This is a genomic window from Serratia sp. TSA_105.2, assembly GCF_052692115.1.
Window position 1 is genome coordinate 322636 of sequence record NZ_JBQZFT010000003.1, and the last position, 24389, is coordinate 347024.

Genomic DNA, 24389 nt, shown 5'->3' on the forward strand with positions numbered 1-24389 from the left:
AACTGTCGGCTCATAGGTTATGACCTCATGCATGGCTATCTTGGAACTTAAACACTTCCTAAACAGTATGCCGCAAGAAATCCAAAAGTGAACGATTCATTTAAGGCTAATCTTAAAAAGAGCATTAAGTGGTAAAGATGGCGGCACACCTCCTGATTAAAGTCGGTACACTAAAAACGGCGAGTTTCTTTTGCCATAACAGCACGAAATAATAAAAGAGCACCATTAGCGTAGCCTGGCTGCGCCGCTTTCTGTTTCCTTTTTTTATCAATTACGGACATCACAGGGTGAATGTCGGGCGCAATAATGCGCTGATTCACAGGGGGTAATATTCGGTTTTTCTTATCATTGAACCGGAGGCAATACACAATCCAATAAATGAGAACAGCATAAAAAATGCTAAAGGCGTTGTCGCGCGCTTATTTAATTATTTTATTAAAACGTAAGGCTATTTATGATCCGTATTGAGAAAGTTCTGAGTAAACGCGAACTTAAAGAATTTATTGCTTTCCCCTCGCAACTGTTTCGCGATGATCCGAACTGGATTGAGCCGCTGCATATAGAGCGCGAAGAGCACCTGTCAAAGAAGAATCCCGGCACCGACCACATTGAATGGCAGGCATGGGTGGCCAAAAAACAGGGCAAAGTCGTTGGGCGCATCACGGCGCAAATCGATTCTCTGCACCGGGAGCTGCATGGCGAGGATACCGGCCACTTCGGCATGATTGACGCCGTTGACGATCCCGCCGTTTTCAGCGCGTTGTTCACGGTTGCGGAGGAGTGGTTGAGGTCGAAAGGCGCGCGCAAAATCACCGGGCCGTTCAGCCTCAATATCAATCAGGAAAGCGGCCTGCTGGTCGAGGGGTTCGACACCCCGCCCTCGGCGCTGATGACGCACGCCAAGCCTTACTATGCGACCCAGATTGCGCAGCAAGGTTACACGGAAGGTATTGATTTGCTTGCCTATTGGATGAAAAGAACCGACCTGCACTTTTCGCCGTCGTTAACCCGGATGATGGACCAGGTGCGCAAAAAGGTGACCGTTCGCCGCCTCAACCGCAAGCGCTTTCGCGAGGAGATGCAGGTGCTGCGCGAGGTGTTCAACTCCGGGTGGCAACATAACTGGGGGTTTGTCCCGTTCACCGAGCACGAGTTCGCCACCATGGGGGATCAGCTGAAGTTCCTGGTGCCCGACGATATGATCCATATCGCCGAGGTGGATGGCGCTCCCTGCGCCTTTATCGTCGGCTTGCCGAACATTAACGAAGCGATTGCCGATCTGCAGGGGCGGTTATTGCCGTTCGGCTGGGCGAAACTCTTGTGGCGGCTGAAAGTCAGCGGCGTGCGCACCGCGCGCGTGCCGTTGATGGGCGTGCGCCAGGAATATCAATTCAGCCGCATCGGGCCGATTATTGCGCTGTTGCTGATTGAGGCGCTGCGCGAGCCTTTCGCCAAGCGCAATATCGACGCATTGGAAATGTCTTGGATCCTGGAAACCAATACCGGCATGCGGACGATTTTAGAACGCATCGGCGCAGTGCCCTATAAGCGCTACCGTTTGTACGAGAAAACGCTTTAACCGGCTGATAACGCATCGCCTTTTCACGTTCTCAGAATAATAACCGCGCCAGGGCATTTTCGGGCGGTGCCGTTTCAGGGGCAGGGTGACGGCGCGTGAGGGAATGCATTGCCTCCTGGAAGAGAACGGTTAAGGTCTTTAATTAATAAACTCGAGATAAATTCACGCCGCGTTATTTATTCGCGAGTGATTGTCGCAGTGTTGATGAGAGCAGATGGTATGCCTGTGGAAAAGAAAAAAGGAATAAACCGATTAACCTACAGCATAAGGAATTCATGGGCCGGGTTTATTGACGCCGTGCTTACCGAAGATGCGTTCCGCCAATTATTGGTTATTAACGCCATTTTACTGGTTGTTACATTTGGTTTAGATATTACAAAAATGGAGCGGCTGTTATTAATCATCTGCAGTTTCCTGCTATTGGTGGTTGAGTTGCTTAATACGGCGATTGAAACCGTGGTCGATCGTATTTCGCTGGAATTACATCCGTTATCCAAACGCGCCAAAGATTTGGGTGGCGCAGCGCAGCTGGTGGCGGTGGTGCTGACTATCGTTGTTTGGGCAACGGTGCTGCTGGGCCGATAGGGGGTTGGGTGGTTCAACCACCAGGCGGTTGCCGTGGCGATATAAGCGGTTATCATCGTTGTTTTGCGTTCGGCAAGGAGAGTAGGCCGCTATGCCCGTGAATTTTGATCTCAACGATCTTTATGCCTTCCGCGCGCTGGTGGAGTACGGCAATTTTCGGCTGGCCGCAGAGTCCATCTGCCTGTCGCAGTCGGCGCTGAGCCGCAGGATTGAGAAGCTGGAAAACGCGCTGGGCAGCAAACTGTTCGATCGCACCACCCGGCGCGTGACTTTGACGCTGTACGGGCAGGCTTTTGCCGAGCGTTCGGATCAGCTGCTGATGAATGTCGAAGCGGTGTTGGCCGATATCGATAAGGTCAGCCAGGAGCGTACCGGGCTGGTCACCGTCGCCACGGTGCCGTCGGCGGCCTACTATTTCATGCCCGACGTGATACGCCGCTTCCGGCTTCGCTATCCGCGCGTGCGCGTTAAGCTGATCGACGGCAGCGCAGGCAATGTCATCGAGGCGGTCACCGGCGGCCAGGCCGATTTCGGCATCTGCTTTGCCGGGCGCCTGCAGCCTAATCTTGAATTTATGCCGTTGGTGGGGGACGTTTACGTGGCCGCCTGCCGGCGCGACCATCCGCTCGCCGCTAAAAAGAGCCTCACCTGGCGGGAGTTTTATCAGCAGGACTACGTGTCGCTGGATAAAACCTCCGGCAATCGCAATCTGCTCGATCAGCGCCTGGAACACCTCATGCCGGAGCGCCCCAGCGTGTGCGAAACTCGCCATGTGACGACCATGCTGGGCATGGTTGAGGCGGGCATCGGCATTGCCGCCGTGCCCGCCATGTCGATGCCCGCTTCAGAACATTCGGTGTTGACGTCGGTGCCACTGGTCGATCCGGTGGTGAAACGCAGCGTGGGCCTCATCAGACGCGGCGGCCGCATGCAGTCTTTCGTCGCCGCCGAGCTGGAAAAGCTGATTACTGAACAGTATCACTCAGCCTGACCGGCTGCTGCGCCGGCACGGTTCGCATGCCGGTCGCGCGAATGGTCGGCTGTGCCTGAGAGGAGACGAGGAAGTCCAGCAGCGCTTTGCCTTCGCGACGGTGCTCCGCCTTGGCAGTTACCGCGCCGGCGAAGCGGGTGATGTACTGCACGTTTTCCGGCAGTTCGCCGATAAAGGTGACGCCCGCCACGGGCAGCAATTCGCTGACCTGCTGGAAGCCCAGCGCGTATTTCCCTTGCGCCACTTCAGAAGCCACCGGAATGCGCTCAACCACGTGCGCTTTTCCTTTCACCTGTTGCTCGATGCCCAGCTTTTTGAACAGTTGGCCGCTGACGTAGCGGCCGCTGGCGCTGTCGGAATAGGCGAAAGAGTCGGCTTGCAGCAAGGCATTGCGCAGGTCGGCATCCGTTTTTATCGCCGGTTTGGGCGCGCCCTGTTTCACCACTATGCCAATCGGCGAATCGGCCAGCTCCACGCGCGAACCCGGCTGGAGCCAGCCGCTTTTGTCCAGTTGGGTCAACGCGTCGCCCACCATGATCACCACATCGGCTTTCTCTCCGCGCGCCAGCCGCGCAGGGATCGCCTGCGGCGTTTTCCCCATGGAAGGGCCGGACACCAGAATGATTTTGTCGCCGCTTTGAGCTTCATATTCCGGGGCCAGTTTCTCCAGCGCGGCTTTGAAGCCGCCGGAGATCATCACGGTCAGGTCTTTGGCCAGCGCCGCCGTACTGAAGGAGGCGCACACGAGCAGGGTGATGATCGAACGAGTGAGTTTCTGCATGACATGATTCCTTATGGCGATGGCGCGTTAGCGTGCGGTTTGCAGCGGCATGGCGATGCGGCGATACAGATACAGCGTCGCCAGCAAGGCGCACAGCGCGGCGAAGCTCATCCAGTAGCCCGGTGAAGCCTTATCGCCGGTGTATTCGATCAACGCGGTGGAGATCACCGGCGTAAAGCCGCCGAATACCGCCGTCGCCAGGCTGTAGGCCAGCGAGAACCCGGCCACCCGCACTTCCGTTGGCATGATCTCGGTTAAGGCCGGGATCATCGCGCCGTTGTAGAGGCCATAAATGAAGGACAGCCACAGCAGCACGGCCAGCATCATGCTGAAGCTGGGGGCGGCGGCGAGCAGGCTGAGCGCCGGGTAGGCGGTGGCCAGCGTCAGCAGCGTCATGGCGACCAGCACCGGTTTGCGGCCGAAGCGATCCGACAGCGCACCGCCGATGGGCAGCCAGATGAAGTTGGAAATCGCGACCAGTAAAGTGACCAGCAAGCTGTCGGAGGCGCTGAGCAGCAGCACCTTTTTGCCGAAGGTTGGCGCATACACGGTGATCAGGTAAAACGCGGTGGTGGTCATGGCGACCATCAGCATGCCGGCGATCACCACCGGCCAGTTTTTCAGCAGGGTTTTAAACACGTCGCGCATCGCCAGGTGGTGGCGGCGGGCGGTAAATTCCTGTGTTTCTTCCAGCTTGCGGCGCAGGAGGAAGATGAAGGGAACGATCAGGCAGCCGAACAGGAAAGGCAGGCGCCATCCCCACTCGCGAATAGCGCTTTCCTCCAGCGCCGCGTTGAGCGCGAAGCCCATTGCCGCCGCCACCATGATCGCCACCTGCTGGCTGCCGGACTGCCAGCTGGTGTAGAAGCCCTTACGGCCCGGCGTGGCGATTTCGGCCAGATAGACGGACACGCCGCCCAGCTCCGCGCCCGCCGAGAAGCCTTGCAGCAGGCGCCCGCACAGCACCAGCAGCGGTGCCCAAAGCCCGATGCTTTGGTAAGAAGGGATAAGCACGATCAGGAAGGTGCCCGTAGCCATGATCGACAGGGTGACGATCAGCCCTTTGCGGCGGCCGACTTTATCGATGTAGGCGCCCAGCACGATGGCGCCAATGGGGCGCATCAGAAAACCTGCGCCGAATACCGCGAAGGTCATCATCAGCGAGGCAAATTCGCTGCTGGCCGGGAAAAAGGTGTGTGCGATGTAGGTGGCGTAAAAGCCGAACAGAAAGAAGTCGAACTGTTCCAGAAAGTTGCCGGAGGTGACGCGCAGGATCGCGCCGGCTCGGGTCCGGGTGGTCATGGGTGAGGTAGAGGAATGCATCTTTATCTCCAGTTTGCTATTGGCGCCTGACGCCACGCCTGTTGCTGAAGATTCGCTCAGGAAAATAAACTAAATAAGCGCAATAAACGCATGGCGCGATGCGTTTGGCGCATCAATCGGCGTTAACAATACTGCCTAACCAGATGTAACGTGGCGTTAACAAATTTATTGCTCACCGCCCGCGGCGTAGAACGCCGAAAACGGCATGCGCATTTTGTGACAGGGTTCATAAAGGGGCGGCGGGGAAGCGCCCCGTGCCTCTGAACGATTGTTCGATACCGCTCGTAAAAAGGTGAATGCCTCGCACTGCGTTTGCAAAATACGTGGATGTACGTTCAGCCTTGTAGTATCCACGCATGCCTCTGCATGCTATCCCAGCGCCTCTCTGCTATAGCTTTACATCTATATAGTTGTTGATCTATATTGCAGGGAGGTCCCGTGTGGGAAATTAAAACAACGGATGTGTTTGATGACTGGTTTAGCTCACTCAACGATGCCGATCGGGCCGGCGTGCTTGCCGCATTGATGGTCCTACGGGAAAAGGGACCCGGGCTGCCCAGACCCTATGCCGATACGGTGAAAGGCTCACGTTACAGCAATATGAAAGAGTTGCGCATTCAGAGCCGTGGCGAACCGTTGCGGGCATTCTTCGCTTTCGATCCGTACCGTATTGGCATTGTGCTTTGCGCGGGCAATAAAGCCGGCAATGAAAAACGCTTTTACGATCGAATGCTTCAGATTGCCGATCGGGAATTCACCTGTTGGCTGAACACATTAAACGAGAAGGAGTGACGCGATGGGCAGAACGCTGGAACAGCTTATTGCGGATGAAAAGCCCGAGGTCGTGGCCAACGCGAAGGCGCTGGCGGCGGACATCATGCTGAACATTCACCTTGCCGAGCTGCGCGAAAAAGTACAGAAAACGCAGGTTGAAATGGCGCAGGCGCTGGGGATCCGGCAGCCGACCGTGGCCGTGATGGAAAAACCGGGCCGCGATCTGAAACTGTCTTCGCTAAAACGCTACGTTGAGGCAGCGGGCGGCAAACTGCGGCTGGACATCGAACTGCCGGACGGCTCTCACTACGAGTTTGTGCTGTAAGCGCTAACGGCAGAAAGGCACAAAGCCCGCTCAGGATCTCCGGAGCGGGCTTTGTGCACCAGGGCTCCTTTGACACAAGCAGGCGGCCGTGAAAGCAAAGAGGCTCAAGACGGGCAGGCTTTATGGGCGCTTCCGTTTGGGCCAGATAGCGTTAAGCAGGTCACCCGTCGTACCTTCGCGATAAACCATCCCCTTGCTCAAAGCTGAAACGATACGACTTATGTTGATGAATCGCTCATTTAACGTGCAAAAACTCAATGCATTTCATTAAAATTGCGATGATATTCGTATTTTTATCGCACTATTTATTCAAATATTCACCCGGTGAAGTACATCACATTTCTTTAACCTGCTTAACAGTAGATTTTTCTCGTGAATAAAAAATCGATTCAGCTAAAGGGGAAGGGAAATGAAGAAAACGTGGGTTATAGCGGTGTTTTCGGCTCTGATTTCAGGGCAGGCGGTGGCACAGAGTTGGGTGCTGACCAGCGCTGAAGATGGCGTGGAGAAAGGAAACTGGAAGATTTTGAGTGAGGCGCTGAAGATTAAGGATAAAACGTTCAGCATTGAGCAGAAAGTGCTGCACGGCGGCAAGCAGGAAGGCAGCAAAGTGGTGATTATCCGCAGCCAGGATGGCCTGACCATCACCCTCAGCCCCACGCGCGGCATGAACCTCCTGAGGGCAGAAGGATTTGGCGCGAAAATGGGATGGGATTCCCCGGTCAAAGAGGTGGTCAACCCCGCCTTTATCAACCTGGAAAGCCGCAATGGGCTCGGTTGGCTGGAAGGTTTCAATGAGATGATGGTGCGTTGTGGCTATGAGTGGACCGGTCATCCGGTGATCGAAGGAGGGCAAATTTACACGTTGCACGGTAAAGCGGGCAATACGCCGGCCTCGCGGGTTGAGGTTGAGGTAGCGGATACGGCGCCGTATGAAATTCGTATTCGCGGCCTGATCAAAGAGAGCACATTCAAAAAAGCCGATCTGCAAACCCTGACCGAATTGCGCTATGTGCCCGGCAGCAACAGTTTCAGCCTGCATGATGTGTTAACCAACCGGGCGGATTACCCCCATGACTACCAGATTATTTATCACAGTAATTTCGGTGCGCCGATTCTGGAAAATGGCGCCCGCTTCCTGGCGCCGATGGCCAGCATCAGCCCGTTTAACGACTATGCTAAAGCCGGGCTGAAGACCTGGGGAACCTATGCCGGCCCCACCAAAGGGTTTGATGAAATGGTCTTTAACATTAAGCCATTATCGGACCCGAATCATCAAACGCTGGCGGCGCTGGTCAATAACGCGGGCGACAAAGGGGTGGCTATTCAGTTCGATACCCGCCAATTACCCGTCCTGACGCTGTGGAAGAATACCGATACGTTAAAACAGGGGTATGTGACGGGGATTGAGCCGGGCACCAGCTATGCCTACCCGGTCACCATCGAGCGCGAACAAAAACGCGTTAAGCAGTTGCAGCCTGGCGCCAGTGCGCAGTTTGATCTGACCTATACCTTACTGCACAACAAGGCGCAGGTGGCGGATCTGGAGAAGAGTATTGCGGATATTCAGGGCAAGGTAAAAATAGATGAGAATGCTGTGCCGATAGCCAAAGAGTAGCGCTGCTTGTCGACGCATTCAGCGTTAAAGCAAAAAGCCCGCTTAAGTTTCCTTAAGCGGGCTTCTCTAAATATGGCTCCTCTGACTGGACTCGAACCAGTGACATACGGATTAACAGTCCGCCGTTCTACCGACTGAACTACAGAGGAATCGTGTGAACGGGGCGCATCATATCCAGCGGCCCCGGGTGTGTCAACGCTAAATTGCCTTGAGTGGTGCGACTGCTCGGTATCTGAGCAATGTGTCCATCAATCAGCCCATTGCGCGTCGTTTTCCGCCTGGGCGCGCAGCAGGCGCGCCAGCGGATCCTGGCGGTAGAAGCGGCAAAAGTGCTGGTACAGCGCCGGGAAGCGTTCGGCCAGCAGTTCAGGGGCGCTGAAGAAATACTCCGACAGCACGGCGAAGCACTCGGCCGCATCGGTGGCGGCGTAGGCATCCATGCTGGCGGCCTCTTCACCGACCATGTCGATTTCATCCTGCAGGCTTTCCATCGCGGCGTGCAGATCGTGCTCCCAGGCAGCCACTTCGCGCAGCGGGATCGGCGGCACGCCGGTAGCGACGCCGCCGTTGCGCATATCCAGTTTGTGCACTGCTTCGTGGATCACCAGATTGAAACCAGAAAGATCGAAAGAGTCCTGCACGTCTTGCCAGTTGAGCACGATCGGCCCCTGTTCCCAGCTTTGGCCGGACTGCACCACCGGCCCCGAGTGCACCAGGCCAATTTCGTCCTGCCATTCGTCTTCCACCACGAACGGGGTGGGGTAGAGCAGAATTTCGTTGAAGCCGTCGAGGCACTCTGCGCCGAGCTCCAGCACCGGCAGGGCGAACAGCAGGGCGATGCGCGCCTGCATTTGCGAGGTGAGCTGCAGCCCCTGCAGCGGCACGATGCGCTTTTGCTGCAAGATCTGCCCGGCAACGGCCACCAGCCGCTGCTGTTCCTGCTCATTCAGCGGCGAGAGCAGCGGGATCGCCAACGCGTCCTGCCACTGGGCCTGAGTGTCTGCCTGGGGTTGAGAGGGTTGAGTCGCTTTCCACGGCCATTTAATCATCAGGTTGCTCGTAAACTCATCACTTGAACGTTCAGCGGTATGCTAATGCTGTAAAAATGCCGTAAAAGCGGGCATGATAGCAAGCGTTGTTAGGAGAGATGCCGGAGCGGCTGAACGGACCAGTCTCGAAAACTGGAGTAGGGGCAACTCTACCGGGGGTTCAAATCCCCCTCTCTCCGCCACTATTCAATCACTTACGAATAAATCTTTCAACGATCCCCATCACAGATAGCGCTGGCCTGGCGCCAAATCACTGAACGACAATCCACTGCCTGCTGTTGATTTTCAGCGTGTATTCGCGCGCCATATTGGCATTCCGTCATCTGAAGCTTGCCCGACTTTCACGCTTCCAGTGCGCTGTGAATATAGCGTTGCGGCGATACGCCCAGTTTTTTGCGAAACATGGCGATGAACGCGCTAGGGCTGGCGTAACCCAGTTCGTGGGCCAGTTGACCCACGGCTACGCCGCGCGCCAGATTGCATACCGCCTCCAGCAGGCGAATTTGCTGGCGCCATTCGGAAAAGCTCAGCGCGGTCTCTTCGCGAAACAGCCTCGCCAGGGTGCGTTCGCTGGCGCCGACCTTTTTCCCCCACCAGGCGAGCGTTTCGCCATGGCCCAATTCGCGGCACAAAGCATCGCATACCTGGCGCAGGCGCCGGTCGCTCGGCAGGGTCACGTGACACAGTTGGCCTGTCTGCATGCGTTGAAACTCATCGCTCAGCAGATTTTGAATGAGCGTAAGCCGTTCGGCGGAAATGGCGTTTTCAAGCCCGGCGGCAATCAGGGGATGTAGCAGGGGAGTGGCGCTCAACCCCTGGGGGCGTGCGCCATAGCGACGAGAAAAGGGCGGCGTAAAATAGATGTTGTGCGTCACGACGTCATTGATGGCTTCCAAACCGTGCGGTGTGCCGCTGGGGAGCCAAATGGCGCGGCCCGGCGAGAGCAGCCAGATATGCTGCGCGGTGGCGATTTTCGCCACGCCGCGCAGCGGCAAAATCAGCTGCCCCTGCTCATGCTGATGGACGGGCTCTTGGCTGCCGGGGCTGTAGCTCAGTTGACGCAGGCCTTCAATACCGTGATGGGATGTCATGTTTACCTGCCTCTGTCCGGTTCTCACCATTTGTGCCTATTGCTGCGATAACGGACAACGTTTGTCCGTCTGGCGACATCCTGACTGTCGGTAGCGCCATTCTGCCATGAACGGGCTTCTCTTTTAAAGTTGAATAATTATCATTTCCATCAAATTCTACTAACAGTCGGAAAGGCGAAGAGACAGATGGGCAAATTTTTCAGGGAAAAACCGTTGAAAGTGCTGGTATATACGATAATCGCAGGCTATAGCGGGCAAGCCTTTACCGCGGATGGCGGGCAGAATACCACAAAAGAAGAGACGCTGGTGGTGAGCGCGGCGGCGTCTCAGGATCAGGATGACGAGAGCACGCTGGTGGCGCACGGCGCCGCCTCCGCGACGAAGTCAAACCAGCCGATTAGCCGCACTTCACAGAGCATCTCTGTGGTGACGCAAGCAGAGATTGACGCGCAAGCGGCGAAAAACGTCCCGCAGGCGCTGCGCTATGTTTCCGGCGTCAACTCGGAGAGCGCCGGACCGGATACCCGTTTCGACACCATCATCGTGCGCGGTTTTGAAGCCGACGAATACCTTGATGGCCTGCGGCTGCCGCGCGAAGCGTGGTGGAGCCGTCCGGCGTGGGATCCGTTCCTGCTGTCGCGCATCGAAGTGGTCAAAGGCCCTTCCTCGGTACTGTATGGCCAGGCGAATCCCGGCGGGATCGTCAACCTGGTCAGCAAAACGCCGCAGGCGACCCCGTCCGGTGAGGTGTATGTCAGCGCGGGCAACGAAAACCAGTTTGGCGCCGGCGTAGACGCTACCGGGCCGCTGAACGATAACGGCACGCTGTTGGGGCGTGTGGCGGGGACCTTTTTTGATACCGAAACCCAGGTCGATCATACCCGCTATCAGCATTATGACATCGCGCCGTCGCTGACGTGGCAGCCGGATGCGCACACCAGCCTGACGATTATTTCGCAGCTGCGCAAAGATCCGGACAGCGGATTCTACAACCAGATGCCGCTTTCCGGCACCTTGACGCCCAACCCGTACGGCCACATCTCGACCCGTTTTTACGGCGGCCAACCGGGCTTCGACAAGTACGAACGCCAGCAGGGCAGCATCGGTTACCAGTTCCGGCACGATTTCAACGATACGGTGACTTTCCGCCAGAATCTGCGTTACCTCAGCAGCACCGGCGACTATCTGATGGTCTATCCATGGGGTGTGCATGCGGATGCGCCGCTCATCGATCGCTATTCGATGAACCTGAAGGAGAGCATGACCAACTTCGCGGTGGATAACCAGGCTGAATTCCACTTTGATACCGGTCGGGTGAAACATACGCTGCTGACCGGGATCGACCGGATGCATACCTCGGTGCGCAGCCAGTCGGGCTACGGCGACGCCAGCCCGATTAACTTCCTCAACCCGGACTATAGCGTGCCGGTGGCCATACCGCCGCTCGATAGCAGTACGCACAATACGCTCGATCAAACCGGGCTCTATCTCCAGGACCAACTCGAACTGGGGAGCTGGATCCTGAACCTGGCCGGCCGTTACGACGCGGCGAAAACCAAAAGTATCGATCTGCTGAACGACGCTCGTACCGAGCGCAATGACTATGCAACGACCGGGCGCGCCGGACTGCTGTACCACTTCGATAACGGATTGGCGCCTTACATCAGCTATTCCACTTCGTTTGTGCCGAGCAGCAGCAATGACTTTTACGGCCACGCCTTTAAACCGACCGAAGGCAAGCAGACGGAAGTGGGGTTGAAATACGATCCGGTCGGGCTGGATGCCTTGTTTACCCTGGCGTTGTACGACCTGCGGGAAACCAACGTGGCGACCGCCGATCCCGATCACCCGAACTTCAGCGTGCAGACCGGCGAAGTGCGCTCGCGCGGAGTTGAGCTTGATGGCCGCATCAATATCACGCCGGCGTGGTCGGTGCTGGCATCGTACAACCTGACCGATCCGAAAGTGCTGAGTGCCAACGACGATACGCAGGGCAAGCGTCCGGTGGGCATTGCGCGCAATACCGCCAAGCTCTGGAGCCAGTATGCCTTTGACGGCGCGCTTGACGGTGTGACGCTGGGCGGCGGCGTGCGCTATGTCGGCACCAGCTACGCCACCACGGACAACGGCCTGAAGGTGCCGGCGGCCACGGTCTACGATGCACGCGTCGGCTATCAGTGGCGCCAATGGCAGCTGGCGCTGAATGCCGCCAATCTCGGCAACAAAACCTACCTGGCTTCCTGCTCCAACAATGGCTGCGAGTATGCGCTGAAACGCCAGTACATCGCGACCCTCAGCTATAAGTGGTGACCGATGCTGTCGCGACGCAGGTTGTTGACCGCTCTCCTGTTGGCCCCGCTTTACGCGCGGGCCGACGCCGGCCGGCCGCCGCAAAAGCTGGCCGTGTTGGATTGGGGACTGACGGAAATTCTGTTGGCGCTGGGGGTGACTCCGGCGGGCGTCTCGGCGCCGGATTGGTATCGCAAGCTGATCCCGACGCCTGCGCTGCCTGCGTCGGCGTTGGATCTTGGCCTGCTGTTCCAGCCCAATCTGGAAACGCTGTACGCACTGCGGCCGGACGCGATTGTCATCACGCCGCAGCATGCGTTGCTGAAGCCGGCGCTTGAACGCATCGCGCCGACGATCGCGCTGCCGACTCATGGGCTGGCGGAACTCATCAGCGCCGCCCGGCAATTGGGCGAACGGCTTCAGCGACAGCCTCAGGCCGCGCAGATATTGGCCAGCCTGAACGGCAAGCTGAGCCGCGCCTCGCTGCTGGCGCGGCAGGTTGAACGTCCGGCGCTGCTCGCCGCCCCGGTAGATGCGCTGCACCTGCGGGTCTACACCGCAGGCAGTCTTCCCGGCGACGTATTGGCCGCCTGCGGGCTGCGCAACGGATGGCATGGCGGCGCGGGAGCGGAAGGCAGCGTGCTGGTGGAGCTGACCCGCATTGCCGATCTGAATGCGCGGCTGATGCTGTTGACGCCTGACGATCAGCGGGAGTCGGTGTCTCAATGGCGCCAAAGCTCGCTGTGGCAACGTCTGCCGCTGACCGCAGCGCACAACCTGAACCTGATAGAAGAAAACATCAGCGATGCCGGCGCCCTGATAACCGCTGGGCGCTTTGCCGATATTTTTACCGGGATGATGATGAGGTGGCGTGATGCATGAATCTTTTTCCCGCCGTCTTTCCTGGGGGGTCATCGCCGCGTTGTGGCTGACGTCGTTGCCGTTGGCGCTGACCGATATTCATCGGCAGGGCGGCATTGTCGCGTTGTTCTCCGAGCATAATCTCGATCCGGCGGCCATTATCCTGCATAGCATGTGGTTGCCGCGTCAGGGTATGGCGATGGTGGGGGGCGCTACGCTGGGGCTGTGCGGCTGGTTAATGCAGCGTGCGCTGCGCAATCCCTTGGCGGAGCCGATGACGCTCGGCATGACCGCCGGAGCGACGTTGGCGATGGGGCTGGCATCGTTGTGGCTGCCGTCGCTGCTGGTCGGCGCGCGCACCGCCGTGGTGATTGCCGGTGAGATTGCGGCGCTCGCGTGCGTGCTGGCGCTCAGCTGGCGTCAGCGCATGTCGCCGCTGGCGATGGTGCAGGCGGGCATCATGATCAATTTGTGGTGTGGGGCACTGACTTTGCTGATCGCCATTATCAACGATCGCTTTTTACTTCAGGTGCTGATGTGGGGAGGCGGTTCGCTGGCGGTGGAAAACGGGCAAATTCTGCTGCGGATGTTGCCGTGGCTCGCGGTCTGCGTAATGGGCCTGTTGTTCTTGCTGCGCCCGCTTGAACTGCTGCAACTGCCGGAAACCGTGGTCAGCAGCCTTGGTGCATCGCCGGTGCGCATCCGCGCCGCCGCGGTGCTGCTGGCGCTGACCATGAGCGCCCTCATCATTAACGCCGTCGGCGTCATCGGTTTTTTGGGGCTCGCAGCGCCCCATCTGGCGCGCTTTGGCGGCGCGCGAACATCCCGGCAAATGGTGCTGCATACGGCGCTCATCGGAGCGGGCCTGCTGTGGCTGACCGATCTTTGCGTCTCTCGCGTGTCGTTGGAGAGCGGTCAGCTGCTGCCCGTCGGCATGCTGACCGCCCTTACCGGCGGCCCGTTGCTGATGCTGTTGGCGCGTTTTGCACGGCAGCAAAGCATCGATCTTGCGCCGCCGTTGCCGGTGTCGCAGACCTCGCATCAACGACGGTTCATCTGGTTGTCGGCGGGCATTCTGGCTGCGGGGATCGTGGTCTCTTTATGTTTCGGCCATGGATTGCAGCATTGGCACTGGGCGGAAAGAGGGGAGCTGGCGAACCTGCTGCCATTGCGATTGCCACGACTGCTGGCGGCGGTGAGCGCCGGTGCGCTGCTGGCGGGGGCCGGCGTGTTGATGCAGCGGGTGAGCGGGAACCCGCTCGCCAGCCCGGAAGTGCTGGGTATCGGCGGTGGCGCGGCCATGGGGGTTACGGCCTTCGTGTTTTTGCTTCCCGCTGGCGGCAGTGGCTGGCTGTTGGCGAGTAGCCTGGGGGGCGCGCTGATAAGCCTGTTGCTGACGTTGTGGAACAGCCGTCGAAGCGACTTTAATCCGCAGCGGGTATTGCTCAATGGTTTGGCGCTGAATGCACTATGCCAGGCCGCGGTCAGCATCGTTATGCTCAACAATCTTGCCGCAAGTGCGGTGTTGTTGCCGCTGATGACGGGCAGTACCTATTACGTCGGCGCGTCGTTGGCCCAAGGTGTGTTTGTCATCACGCTGCTTCTCCTGGCGCTGATGCCGCTGTTCCGCCGCTGGTTGGTGCTGTTGCCGATGGGTAACGTCGCCGGCGCGCTCGGGGTGCCACTGCCGCGCGCACGTTTCAGCGTGTTGGCGATGGCGGCAGTCATGACCGGGCTTGCGACGTTGCTGGTCGGCCCGGTGTCTTTCATCGGCCTGCTGGGGCCGCATCTGGCGCGCAAGATGGGCGCGAAAGGGCCGCTGATGCAGCTCTATACCGCCGTGCTGTTGTCATCCGCCATCATGACCGTTGCCGACTGGCTGGGGCGCAATGCGCTCTACCCGCGCCAGCTGCCGGTCGGGTTGGTGGCGTCGCTGATCGGCGTCCCCCTGCTGGTATGGCCGTTAATTCGTAATAAGACATCCCGGTCAAAACCATAAAAAGTGTGAGTATGAGCAAGGAATTTGCATGTCGGTATTAATGATGTTGTTTCGTATGGTGCGCGGTTGGCTACTGCTCGCCGTGGTCGCCGGTGTCGTCAGCGGGCTGTGCAATGCCTCTTTGCTGGCGATGATCAATCACGGTCTGACGCAATCCAATGAGGCTTCATGGCTGAGTCCGGGAGGCGATTTTGCGTTACTGACGCTGTTGATGCTGGCGGCGCGCGTGGTTTCTCAAACCACGTTTATGGCGCTGGGACAAAAGGTGAAGGCGCGCTTGCGCAGCGAACTGGTGCAAGACGTCAGCGAAACGCGCTGGCTGCTGTTGGAGAAAGCGGGGATGGCAAGAACGCTGTCCGTGCTGACACAGGATCTCGATACGCTGGTGGTGTTTTTCGTCAACCTGCCCAATCTGCTGATTTTTGGCGCCGTTATCGTTGGCTGCCTGATTTACCTTGGCAGCCTGTCATTGAGCGTATTGGCGCTGGCATTGGCGGTGATTGTCTGCGGCAGCCTGGGCTACCGCGCCGCGCACGGCCCCGCGATGCGTTTGTTGCGCCGATCGCGTCAGCGGGAAGATACGCTGATTCAGCAATGCAAAAAATTGTTTGACGGTGCGAGGGAGTTTCGGCTTAACGCGGTGCGCCGCCGTCAATTCGTCAGCGGTGAACTGGCGCAAAATATTGACGCGGTTCGCCGGGAGAGAACCCGCGGTTATGTGTTGTACGGTTTGGCGAGCAGTTGGGGAAGCGCGCTGTTTTTCGCTTTCATCGGCCTGGTGTTGTTCAGCTTGCGCGACGGGCTGGCTTTGGACGAGCGGGCGCTTACCGGCTATATCATGGTGTTTCTGTATATGATTGTGCCGGTCGAAGGGCTGTTATCCGCGCTGCCCACCCTGGCCGGTGCGCGGGTGGCCATGCAGCGGGTACAGTCGCTGCGCGCGCAACTCAGGCCCGAAGTTCCACAGCGCCATTTTACGGCCCCTCCTTTTGCTTCGTTGGCGTTGGATAATGTCCGTTACCAATATCAGAACGAAGAAGGGGAGCATTTCACCCTTGGCCCGCTGAATATGCACATTGCGCCCGGTGAGCTCATTTTTATCGTCGGTGGCAATGGCAGCGGCAAGACGACGTTGGCGAATCTGCTGGTGGGAATTTATCCTCCCGATAACGGCGCGATTTTGCTTAATGGCGAGCCGGTCAGCGACGATCTTCTGGAAATATACCGTCGGCATTTTTCGGTGGTGTTCAACGACTTCTTTCTTTTTGACGATGTGGCGTTCGTCACTGAGCGTACGCCAAAGCAGGTCGAACATCTGCTGCGCCTGCTGAAGTTAAGCCATAAAGTCAGTTTTGCCCACGGCCGTTTTTCAACAATCGCGCTCTCTCAAGGGCAGAGAAAACGGCTGGCTTTACTGCAGGCGTGGTTGGAAGAGCGCCCGGTTTATCTGTTTGATGAGTGGGCCGCCGATCAGGATCCGGAGTTTAAGGCGGTGTTTTATCTTGAACTCTTGCCGATGCTGAAGGCCGAAGGCAAAACGGTCATCGCGATTACTCACGACGATCGCTATTTCTACCTGGCGGATCGCATCATCAAGCTGGAATCGGGGCTGGTGGTCCCATCGACGCATGGCGTGCCGTCATGATGCACATTGCTTTCACCCAGCACGATATTGGGCTTTTTTCCCTCATGCTTGATGATTCGCCCCGGCTGTCCTCTGCACAGTGAACGCGGTGATAGTGTACTGTTGCCCGCGGGTAAGGTAATTTGCTGATGGCAATGATGACTGACGCGGGGGCTAACGGGCATGAACGAGAAAATCGACTATCACATCGAGAAATACCATTTCGCGCCGCTGGATGAGGCCCCCAGACTCGCGCACCAGTGGAGCGAGGTGCTGAACGAGTGCCGCGAGACGCAGGCCGGAGCGGAGGAGCGTCTGCGCATTGCGCTGCTCAACGTGGATTATGTGACCAGTTTCGAACTGCCTTTCCGGTTATTGCTGGTGCGGGCGCCGCAGCTGATCGCCGGAATACGGGAGGAGCTGCCGCTCAGCCAGAAGAATGTGGTGTTCAACGGCAAGCGTTTCGGCTGCGTCTACAGCCTGAAAAGCGATTTGAACGGCGTGCCGGAGGCCTTTCAGTACAGCCTGTCGACCCGCATTCACCGCCGGGCGGCATCGGGCGTGGACGCGCTGCCATACCGGGAAATCGCCAAGGCGCTCAAGGCGCCGCGTGAGCGGCTCAGGTTGGCGCTCGAGCAAGGGCTGCCGGTAACGGCGCTGGACGGATTGTTCTGGTTCGGCATCCAGCGTATTGCCGCCGAGGTGCGCAGGCTAAGAAAAACCGGCATGGCGATCGTGACGGCGGAAACGGAGATCTTCGACACCCTGACCGGCACCACGCGTAAGGTCCCGGTGTACCGCCTGGCCGAGAGTTAATGGCCGATAGCCGGCGGTTCAGACTATAAAGCTTGATTCCCGCCGGGCTTTGCCTGGCTCTTCCAGGTTCTTTTTTTACCCGCATCTCCTCGCCGCTCGGCAAGCAAACCGACGCGACGTATTCCTCAAACCTGAACCGTGTTCGTTCTGCCGCTGCACAACGCAAACGACGGGCCACCGCCGATAGCCGGTGCCACGATGGTGTTTCCGGTCGGCGGCGTCGTTTGCCGCCCACCTTTGGCTAACATCGACGAGGGTTTGAAGGAGAAGAGTATGTTGAAACGTTTTGCACTGCTGTGCTGGTGCCTGTTCGGCGCTAACGCGCTGGCGGCGGGCCCCAATGCCAATATCAAGTATTACGGCTATGACTGGCTGGACTTTTATGAAACCGCCACGCCGTCTTTCAGCGCCACAGAAGCGCTTAAGGCGATTACCGACACCGGCTTCAGTATGACCAATCTGAATGTGGTGCACACGATGGCAAGCCTTAATCTGCCCGTTTGCGCCGGTGGCACCTGCGCCGTGAACATTCAGGCTGGCTCGGGGGCGGTATCGGGATCGCCGTTTATCGATATCTGCCCTGGGGCGGTCTCGAACAGCAGTTGCCAGGCCGCAGGTTCCTGGAACACCATCTGGACGGTGGTTAAGAAGATCGCCGAAGCTAAATATAAGCCCGGCGCCATTTATTTTATCGATGAGCCGTTCGACGTTCCTGCCTTACAGACCGCGGGGAAATATGACGCTTACCAATACTCCAGCTATGTTTGCACCCTGCGGCAGGCTATGCAGCAGTATGGGGTTGCGATCCCCGTCTATACCATCTTGTCCTACCGGCATGCCAACAACGCTGAATGGATCCGTGAAATACAGCAGGGCGCACCCGCGACCGCGTGCCCGGCCAACGTCAAAAGCACGCCCGATTGGGTTGGGGTGGATAACTACAACTGGTCGGTGGCGGATATGTGGAGTACCTACAATCGCCTGGCGCCGATAAGCGCAGCCGGGCAAAAGTGGGTGTTGGTACCGCCTTCTACGGCGTCGTTAGGAATGAACGACCAGCAACTTCATGCGCAAATTCAACTGTATTGGGATTTCATTAATCGGTATCCGACTGCGCCCGTGGTTTACATCATGAACTGGCGGTTTGATCGTGCGGTCACCGAGAACCGCGCGGCCTTCCCCGAATCGACCGCCTTATTGTCTTTCATGGCGAACACGCTGCTCACCAAACCTTAAGCGTGCAAAAAGGAGGTTCACATCAGGAACCTCCTTAATCATGGTACCGCTTATCGATAGGCTTCATTGCGCGCGATCGCGTATTTGCCGCTGCCCAGCAGCAGGATGGCAAGCCCGCCCATAAAGAACACCAGTTCGTTTTCAATGCCCCAGGCGCCGACGTCGGTAACGGTGAATACCTTGCCAGTGCCCACCATCAAAAACGCCACCACCAGCGTAAAGGCGTAAACCAGCGCGGCCGGGCGGGTGAACAGCCCCAAAATGATCAGTATCGGCGCCAGGATCTCGCCCACGAACACGCCATAGGCGATGAAGGCGGGCAGCCCCTGTTCCTGCAGCGCGCCGGCGATCCAGCCGACGCCATGCTGAATTTTCGCTACGCCGTGAAACAGCATCAGCCCGCCGAAGGTCAATCTGAGCGCCAACTTGCCGGCGTCCGGGCGATCAAAAAGACGAGTGAATGCCGCATTCAGTGATTTAACCATGGCCTTTTCTCCTGAATAGGAATGATTTTCAATCAATGTACCAGTCAGGTGAATGCGAAAGATGTCCTGGATCAGTAAAACGGTGGGCTTCGCGCCGACTTTTCGCGTGAGGTGGAGGGATAGTTGAAAGGCGGCGGCTCTCTCAGGGTGCGCACGTTCAAGGAGGCTGGGGAGGTTACGTTCCGCTTTTTCACCCGCAATAACATTCTCACACCGGCTGAACGTAGGGTAAAAAAAGTCTCTGGGCCGTTTTCACGCGTTACCAGGTTATGCCGCTGCACATTCTCTTTATGTCTGTTTTTACCCCCAGAGGCGCGGTTGCGGCACTGTGTGAGGATGGCGGCAACATAAAGATCAATAAGGTTTTTTTCCTTAATAAAAATCGACGACGCACGTGTGGTGTAACTCTATAGGGTTAATGTTGTTTTTATTTTGCACCGCTAACTAATTAGCGGTTCTTTTTCGCCATCTTATTGGGAATTATCTTGCTTATTTTGTTTTGCGAAAGTTGATCCTGTGGGAAGGAATGTCGCATGCTGCTTTTATTTCCGGTTTTTCCCTTTTTTTTTGATGTGAATTCAACGGTGAAGAGATTCCGACTGATTTTATGAGTGGCATTATGATCGGCTGTAAACTTGGGTGAACTATTTTTATCAGACCAAAAATAATAGAATTACTGATTTTTCAAGTTACTGAATTGTTTGATATTTGTATATTAATTTGTTAATTTTTTATTAAAAAAATAATAATTTCCCTTGATATTGGTTTTGGCTTTGCTAGTATCAAATTAGTGGTCTTATCAGTTAGGAAAACATCCCTTGAGCATGGAGTGGATCGCTGCCATAACGGGGCTATCGCTGTCACAAGATTGAAGTGGTTATTTTGCCGGCAGGTGAAATGATATTATTCATACCACTTTATCGAACCCGGCGATTTTTTAGATGCTGACTCAGTGCTGGCCTGGCGTAAAAGAATACGTCGGTGAATGGGGGATGAATCTTAAGTTAATCTGATCATTACCCTGGGTTAACTATAAAAAATGTGCTTTATCAACCCAGCTGTTTGCGCGCCAATACCGTGTTAGGTGCGCCACGGCGGAATGTTAACTCAGAACCTAAGCTTTAAAATTAATAATCAAAACTCTCGCCAAATTGTTTATTTTCACACCAGGTTTCGCATTTGTAAGTACTGAGTGCTGGAAATGAAAGTCACACTGTCATCGTGTTCTCATGATCATTGCGTGCTACCCGATCGCAAGAAACGAATGACTGTCATGCTTGTATGAAAAAATTTCACTATTTACCATAGTTACCATTGGATTGTTAAATTATTTGTATTCTGAGGTTTTATTGGAATTATCCTACCAACGGAGAAACGTTGTTTTTAGGGCATTTTTTGATTTTTTTCCTATTATTAGCTTGCATAATTATTGTTTGTAACTTATTGATTTTAAAATGAAAAAATAAATATGCAAATGTAAAATAGTTTAAACCGATCACTGAGTTTTTATTGATAGGTTTAATCTATTGTTGTTGTTAATATTAATACATCTAAACAATTTGCGGGCTTGGTGACGACTAATTACGCTAAAAGGACTCTGGGAAAGACTGGCGAATGTAAAAGCCCATTTTTATAGGCTTTATGTTTGTAGTGCTGATGAAAAGGATATCAGGCCATGAATGAAGTCATCTCAACAGCAGTTAACGGCGTCGAATTTGACCCTCGATACAGTGAAATTGAATTCACGTTATCGGAATTTGACAGCCAAACCGATCCGCTGAATGCCGTGGATAATGCACGCGACATCAATTGGCATGCTATTCGCGAGCAATCCGCCGCCTTACTTGAACAGTGCTTCGATTTACATGTCGTGCTGTGGTTTATGCGCGCTAACCTTCATATCGATGGTTTTTCGGCTGTCTATCAAGGCATCACGACTATCGACGGCAAATATGCCGAAGAGGGGAGCACCATTTTCCCTCAGGCCGATATGGAGCCGGCGACGGACAGCTTCCATGCGGCCGCGTTAGGCTGGCTCGCCACCTCGTCCTGCCTGCACGAAATCAAAAACAGCAAGATCTTCCCCGATACGCCATTAACCACCGATGAACTGCTCAATATGCGAATGGACGAGCAGGAAGGCAAAAGCCTGCATTTTTCGGAAGTGGTGAAAGTGTTGGGGCAGGCTGACAGCTATTTTGCCGGCAGAAATATGCCGTCATTAAAAGAACAGCTGTCGCAGGGAATCGATGCCCTTGAGCGCGTGGAAAACTACGCCAACCTGCAGGCTGAAGATTACCGGCTGGACTGCCGCCAGGTACGCGACTATTTAGCGCTCTTCAGCCGCCAACTGCTCTCTCTCGAACAGCAGGAATTGCCGGAGGAGATCGGCGCTGCGCCGGCCGACGCGGAAGCGGCGGAGGCGCCGGCCACCCTGCCTGGCAAATATATCCGTTCCCGGCAGGATGTCATCTTGCTGTTGGACCAGGTTTTGGACTATTTCCAAAACTATGAGCCCAGCCATCCGGCCCCCATTCTTATTCGACGTTCACAAAAAATGATCGGTATGGACTTCGCGACGATTGTTGAGGAGCTTTTGCCGGAATCTCTGGCCTCGTTAAATCAATTGTCCGGGAAGTAATTTTTCTCACAAAGGAGTTTTCCAATGGCTAAGGACTCAAGCTCTCAGAAATTTATCGGTAAAAATAACGCGCCCCGCGTGCAAATTGAATATGACGTAGAGCTCTACGGTTCTCAAAAGAAAGTAGAGTTACCTTTTGTCACGGGGGTCATGTCCGATCTCTCTGGGCATCGGAAAAAACCTTTGCTGCCGATCGAAGAGCGGAAATTCCTGACGTTCGATCAGGACAATTTCAACGATCGCATGCGGGCCATTAAACCTCGTCTTCAATTTTACGTGGAGAATACCTTGAGTGAGGACGATGCGCTGCTGGACGTGGAATTAGAGTTTGAATCGATGGAGGATTTTTCGCCCGGCGCCATCGCCAAACGGGTTCCGCAGATGCAACGCCTGCTTGAGGCCCGCGAACATCTCACGGAACTGATCACGTATATGGATGGCAAATCCAGCGCGGAAGAGGTGGTGAAGAATCTGCTGGAGAAGCCCGATTTTCTGCATCGTTTGGTGACGGATGCACGTAAAACGGTCGCGGATGCGGAACAGGATGTGCAGGATTCCGGGAATAAAGGAGATGAGGAATGAGAGCGAGGCAACGACGCTATTCAGCTAAGCAGCAGGCAACGGCGGTCGCTGAAGTTGAAACACAGGAAACGGAAAACGAGCTTGACGGTCTGCTCAAGCGTTCGTTCCGGCCCAGAACGAACGAGGCCTCAGAAGCGGTTCGTCGGGCCATCGGCACGCTGTCCGAATATGCCAACCAGGGCAAGGTCAAGGTCAGCCAGGATGTCGTATTGACCATTGAATCGCTGATCGCCCAGATCGACGAGCAGCTTTCGCAGCAGATGAACAATATCTTGCACCATAAGGAGTTCCAGAAGCTGGAGTCCGCCTGGCAAGGTCTGAGTTATCTGGTCGATAACACCAACGTCAGCGAAACGCTGAAGATTCGGGTATTGAACATCAGCCAGGATGAGCTGACGCGCAATCTGCGGCGCTACCGAGGATCGGCCTGGGATCAAAGCCCGGTGTTCAAACAAATTTATGAACAAGAGTATGGTCAGTTTGGTGGCGAGCCGTTCGGCTGCATCATCGGCGATTTTGAGTTCGATCACAGCCCGATGAGCGTGACGCTGCTGACTGAGCTGGCGAAAATTTCCGCCGCCTCGCACTGTCCGTTTATTTCCGCCGCTTCGCCGTCGCTGCTGCAGATGAGCAAGTGGAACGAATTGGGCAACCCGCGGGATATCGGCAAGATTTTCACTACGCCGGAATACGCTTCCTGGCGCCGCCTGCGCGAAAGCAACGATTCGCGTTATCTGGTGCTGACCATGCCGCGTTTCCTGTCGCGTTTGCCTTACGGTGCGAAGACCAACCCGATCGAAGAGTTCGCCTTCGAGGAGGCCGTCAGGCCGGATATGGATGATGATTTCTCCTGGGCCAACTCGGCGTATGCGATGGGCGTCAACATTAACCGCGCCTTCCATGAGTACGGCTGGTGTTCGAAAATCCGCGGCATCGAATCCGGCGGCTCGGTGGAGGAATTGCCCGCCTACGCGTTCCCTTCCGATGAGGGCGGTTATGAGCTGACGTGCCCGACGGAGGTCGCCATTTCCGATCGGCGCGAGCAAGAGCTGTCAGACGCCGGGTTCTTGCCTTTGGTGTATCGCAAACATTCTGATTTTGCCGCCTTTATCGGTTCTTGCACCATGCATGCCCCGGCGAAATATGAAGATCCGGATGCGACGGCCAACGCCAAGCTTTCTTCCCGGCTGCCGTACATTTTTGCCACGTGCCGCTTTGCACACTATTTGAAATGCATCGTACGCGACAAAATCGGTTCTTTTCGTTCCAGAGACGATATGCAGCTGTGGCTGAATGACTGGCTGATGAATTACGTGGATGGCGATCCTTCCGTGTCGACGGAAGCGACGAAAGCGCGTCGTCCATTGGCCGCCGCCGAAGTTCGCGTTGAGGATGTTGAAGACGATCCGGGTTATTACCGCGCACATTTCTATTTGCGCCCGCATTACCAGTTGGAAGGCATGACCGTGTCCTTGCGATTGGTATCAAAACTTCCGTCAGCCAAAAAAGATGGGAGCAGATAAGTCACGGCTGGTCATTGGTTTGGATATTGCCGACGTTAATTATTAAATGGCGTGGGTGAGAACTGATATTTCATTGAAATTTAGCGGCGTTATTCTCTGCGTCATGGCTATTTATTAATGGCTAATGGGTTCCCATTGTCGCTATTTCAATGATTGCGTAGGCAATATAACGACTTATCTGAGTAGACATTTCAATTAACGTAGTAGGACCTATCAG

The 24389-nt window shown here is 55.9% G+C and carries 20 protein-coding genes and 2 tRNA genes; 16 read left to right on the top strand and 6 right to left on the bottom strand.

From position 1 onward, the window contains the following. Positions 1–454: 454 nt before the first annotated feature. The 3 genes from ACUTSC_RS12615 to ACUTSC_RS12625 all read left to right on the top strand — a co-directional run bounded on the left by ACUTSC_RS12615 (position 455) and on the right by ACUTSC_RS12625 (position 3155). Positions 455–1579: an N-acetyltransferase gene (locus ACUTSC_RS12615; RefSeq protein WP_197768086.1), complete on the top strand. Its 1125-nt coding sequence runs from the start codon at positions 455–457 to the stop codon at positions 1577–1579. 219 nt (positions 1580–1798) lie between these two features. Beyond that, positions 1799–2164, top strand: a complete 366-nt coding sequence (locus tag ACUTSC_RS12620; RefSeq protein ID WP_197768085.1) for a diacylglycerol kinase — start codon at positions 1799–1801, stop codon at positions 2162–2164. Between the two features lie 91 nt (positions 2165–2255). Beyond that, positions 2256–3155: a LysR substrate-binding domain-containing protein gene (locus ACUTSC_RS12625; RefSeq protein ID WP_197768084.1), complete on the top strand. Its 900-nt coding sequence runs from the start codon at positions 2256–2258 to the stop codon at positions 3153–3155. Here the strand turns inward: ACUTSC_RS12625 and ACUTSC_RS12630 are convergent. After that, positions 3130–3936 carry a substrate-binding domain-containing protein gene (locus ACUTSC_RS12630; RefSeq protein ID WP_197768083.1) on the bottom strand — a complete coding sequence of 269 codons (807 nt, stop codon included), beginning with the start codon at positions 3934–3936 and terminating at the stop codon, positions 3130–3132. The two genes, ACUTSC_RS12625 and ACUTSC_RS12630, sit on opposite strands and share 26 nt — an antisense overlap. A 27-nt stretch (positions 3937–3963) precedes the next feature. Continuing rightward, positions 3964–5259, bottom strand: a complete 1296-nt coding sequence (locus ACUTSC_RS12635) for a tricarballylate/proton symporter TcuC (RefSeq protein WP_197768082.1) — start codon at positions 5257–5259, stop codon at positions 3964–3966. A 438-nt stretch (positions 5260–5697) separates the two neighbouring features. Between ACUTSC_RS12635 and ACUTSC_RS12640 the strand changes: the two genes are divergently transcribed. The 3 genes from ACUTSC_RS12640 to ACUTSC_RS12650 all read left to right on the top strand — a co-directional run bounded on the left by ACUTSC_RS12640 (position 5698) and on the right by ACUTSC_RS12650 (position 7976). Continuing rightward, a complete protein-coding gene (locus ACUTSC_RS12640) occupies positions 5698–6051 on the top strand; it encodes a type II toxin-antitoxin system RelE/ParE family toxin (RefSeq protein ID WP_100396990.1) in 354 nt (117 codons plus the stop codon). Positions 6052–6055: 4 nt separating this feature from the next. Continuing rightward, positions 6056–6358, top strand: a complete 303-nt coding sequence (locus ACUTSC_RS12645; protein WP_197773894.1) for an XRE family transcriptional regulator — start codon at positions 6056–6058, stop codon at positions 6356–6358. A 409-nt stretch (positions 6359–6767) separates the two neighbouring features. Then, positions 6768–7976 carry a DUF4432 family protein gene (locus ACUTSC_RS12650; protein WP_197768080.1) on the top strand — a complete coding sequence of 403 codons (1209 nt, stop codon included), beginning with the start codon at positions 6768–6770 and terminating at the stop codon, positions 7974–7976. Positions 7977–8049: 73 nt separating this feature from the next. Here the strand turns inward: ACUTSC_RS12650 and ACUTSC_RS12655 are convergent. After that, a tRNA-Asn gene (locus ACUTSC_RS12655) sits at positions 8050–8125 on the bottom strand. Between the two features lie 99 nt (positions 8126–8224). Further along, on the bottom strand, positions 8225–9025 hold the full coding sequence (gene mtfA / locus ACUTSC_RS12660; protein ID WP_063990435.1) for a DgsA anti-repressor MtfA: 801 nt from the start codon (positions 9023–9025) through the stop codon (positions 8225–8227). A gap of 92 nt (positions 9026–9117) precedes the next feature. Between mtfA and ACUTSC_RS12665 the strand changes: the two genes are divergently transcribed. Continuing rightward, positions 9118–9207: transfer RNA gene (locus ACUTSC_RS12665), tRNA-Ser, on the top strand. Between the two features lie 159 nt (positions 9208–9366). Here ACUTSC_RS12665 and ACUTSC_RS12670 read toward each other — a convergent pair. After that, positions 9367–10116: an AraC family transcriptional regulator gene (locus ACUTSC_RS12670; RefSeq protein ID WP_070914586.1), complete on the bottom strand. Its 750-nt coding sequence runs from the start codon at positions 10114–10116 to the stop codon at positions 9367–9369. A 219-nt stretch (positions 10117–10335) separates the two neighbouring features. On the opposite strand from ACUTSC_RS12670, the gene ACUTSC_RS12675 reads away from it, so the two are divergent. The 6 genes from ACUTSC_RS12675 to ACUTSC_RS12700 all read left to right on the top strand — a co-directional run bounded on the left by ACUTSC_RS12675 (position 10336) and on the right by ACUTSC_RS12700 (position 18941). After that, positions 10336–12426: a TonB-dependent siderophore receptor gene (locus tag ACUTSC_RS12675; protein ID WP_259677977.1), complete on the top strand. Its 2091-nt coding sequence runs from the start codon at positions 10336–10338 to the stop codon at positions 12424–12426. Between the two features lie 21 nt (positions 12427–12447). Further along, entirely contained in the window at positions 12448–13287 is an 840-nt protein-coding gene (locus tag ACUTSC_RS12680) for an iron-siderophore ABC transporter substrate-binding protein (protein WP_401427704.1), read from the top strand. Further along, entirely contained in the window at positions 13280–15265 is a 1986-nt protein-coding gene (gene fhuB / locus ACUTSC_RS12685; protein WP_197768044.1) for a Fe(3+)-hydroxamate ABC transporter permease FhuB, read from the top strand. Before ACUTSC_RS12680 ends, fhuB begins: the two co-directional genes overlap by 8 nt. Positions 15266–15293: 28 nt before the next feature. Further along, positions 15294–16910: a cyclic peptide export ABC transporter gene (locus tag ACUTSC_RS12690; protein WP_087763133.1), complete on the top strand. Its 1617-nt coding sequence runs from the start codon at positions 15294–15296 to the stop codon at positions 16908–16910. Between the two features lie 162 nt (positions 16911–17072). Then, positions 17073–17705, top strand: coding sequence for a helix-turn-helix domain-containing protein (locus ACUTSC_RS12695; protein ID WP_197768043.1), 633 nt, complete (start codon positions 17073–17075; stop codon positions 17703–17705). Positions 17706–17978: 273 nt separating this feature from the next. Further along, positions 17979–18941 carry a hypothetical protein gene (locus tag ACUTSC_RS12700; RefSeq protein ID WP_197652513.1) on the top strand — a complete coding sequence of 321 codons (963 nt, stop codon included), beginning with the start codon at positions 17979–17981 and terminating at the stop codon, positions 18939–18941. A 50-nt stretch (positions 18942–18991) separates the two neighbouring features. On the opposite strand, the gene ACUTSC_RS12705 is transcribed toward ACUTSC_RS12700, so the two are convergent. Beyond that, a complete protein-coding gene (locus ACUTSC_RS12705; RefSeq protein WP_197768042.1) occupies positions 18992–19426 on the bottom strand; it encodes a DoxX family membrane protein in 435 nt (144 codons plus the stop codon). A 1675-nt stretch (positions 19427–21101) separates the two neighbouring features. Between ACUTSC_RS12705 and ACUTSC_RS12710 the strand changes: the two genes are divergently transcribed. Genes ACUTSC_RS12710 through tssC form a run of 3 tightly spaced genes read left to right on the top strand, consistent with a single transcriptional unit; the run spans position 21102 to position 24172 of the window. Then, the gene (locus ACUTSC_RS12710) at positions 21102–22067 is read left to right on the top strand and encodes a type VI secretion system protein TssA (RefSeq protein ID WP_060420436.1); all 966 of its coding nucleotides are present in this window, start codon (positions 21102–21104) and stop codon (positions 22065–22067) included. A gap of 24 nt (positions 22068–22091) precedes the next feature. Further along, positions 22092–22649 carry a type VI secretion system contractile sheath small subunit gene (tssB, locus tag ACUTSC_RS12715; RefSeq protein WP_038872309.1) on the top strand — a complete coding sequence of 186 codons (558 nt, stop codon included), beginning with the start codon at positions 22092–22094 and terminating at the stop codon, positions 22647–22649. Further along, a complete protein-coding gene (gene tssC / locus ACUTSC_RS12720; RefSeq protein WP_019456177.1) occupies positions 22646–24172 on the top strand; it encodes a type VI secretion system contractile sheath large subunit in 1527 nt (508 codons plus the stop codon). The genes tssB and tssC overlap by 4 nt, the downstream gene beginning before the upstream one ends. Positions 24173–24389: the final 217 nt, after the last annotated feature.

Excerpts from the sequence above, each read along its gene's own strand:
- tssB (WP_038872309.1), top strand. The coding sequence starts at position 22,092 with ATGGCTAAGGACTCAAGCTCTCAGAAATTTATCGGTAAAAATAACGCG.
- ACUTSC_RS12695 (WP_197768043.1), top strand. The coding sequence starts at position 17,073 with ATGAACGAGAAAATCGACTATCACATCGAGAAATACCATTTCGCGCCG.
- ACUTSC_RS12705 (WP_197768042.1), bottom strand. The coding sequence starts at position 19,426 with ATGGTTAAATCACTGAATGCGGCATTCACTCGTCTTTTTGATCGCCCG.
- ACUTSC_RS12650 (WP_197768080.1), top strand. The coding sequence starts at position 6,768 with ATGAAGAAAACGTGGGTTATAGCGGTGTTTTCGGCTCTGATTTCAGGG.
- ACUTSC_RS12645 (WP_197773894.1), top strand. The coding sequence starts at position 6,056 with ATGGGCAGAACGCTGGAACAGCTTATTGCGGATGAAAAGCCCGAGGTC.
- ACUTSC_RS12630 (WP_197768083.1), bottom strand. The coding sequence starts at position 3,936 with ATGCAGAAACTCACTCGTTCGATCATCACCCTGCTCGTGTGCGCCTCC.
- ACUTSC_RS12625 (WP_197768084.1), top strand. The coding sequence starts at position 2,256 with ATGCCCGTGAATTTTGATCTCAACGATCTTTATGCCTTCCGCGCGCTG.
- ACUTSC_RS12690 (WP_087763133.1), top strand. The coding sequence starts at position 15,294 with ATGTCGGTATTAATGATGTTGTTTCGTATGGTGCGCGGTTGGCTACTG.
- ACUTSC_RS12615 (WP_197768086.1), top strand. The coding sequence starts at position 455 with ATGATCCGTATTGAGAAAGTTCTGAGTAAACGCGAACTTAAAGAATTT.
- ACUTSC_RS12710 (WP_060420436.1), top strand. The coding sequence starts at position 21,102 with ATGAATGAAGTCATCTCAACAGCAGTTAACGGCGTCGAATTTGACCCT.
- fhuB (WP_197768044.1), top strand. The coding sequence starts at position 13,280 with ATGCATGAATCTTTTTCCCGCCGTCTTTCCTGGGGGGTCATCGCCGCG.
- mtfA (WP_063990435.1), bottom strand. The coding sequence starts at position 9,025 with ATGATTAAATGGCCGTGGAAAGCGACTCAACCCTCTCAACCCCAGGCA.
- ACUTSC_RS12635 (WP_197768082.1), bottom strand. The coding sequence starts at position 5,259 with ATGCATTCCTCTACCTCACCCATGACCACCCGGACCCGAGCCGGCGCG.
- tssC (WP_019456177.1), top strand. The coding sequence starts at position 22,646 with ATGAGAGCGAGGCAACGACGCTATTCAGCTAAGCAGCAGGCAACGGCG.
- ACUTSC_RS12620 (WP_197768085.1), top strand. The coding sequence starts at position 1,799 with ATGCCTGTGGAAAAGAAAAAAGGAATAAACCGATTAACCTACAGCATA.
- ACUTSC_RS12700 (WP_197652513.1), top strand. The coding sequence starts at position 17,979 with ATGTTGAAACGTTTTGCACTGCTGTGCTGGTGCCTGTTCGGCGCTAAC.
- ACUTSC_RS12670 (WP_070914586.1), bottom strand. The coding sequence starts at position 10,116 with ATGACATCCCATCACGGTATTGAAGGCCTGCGTCAACTGAGCTACAGC.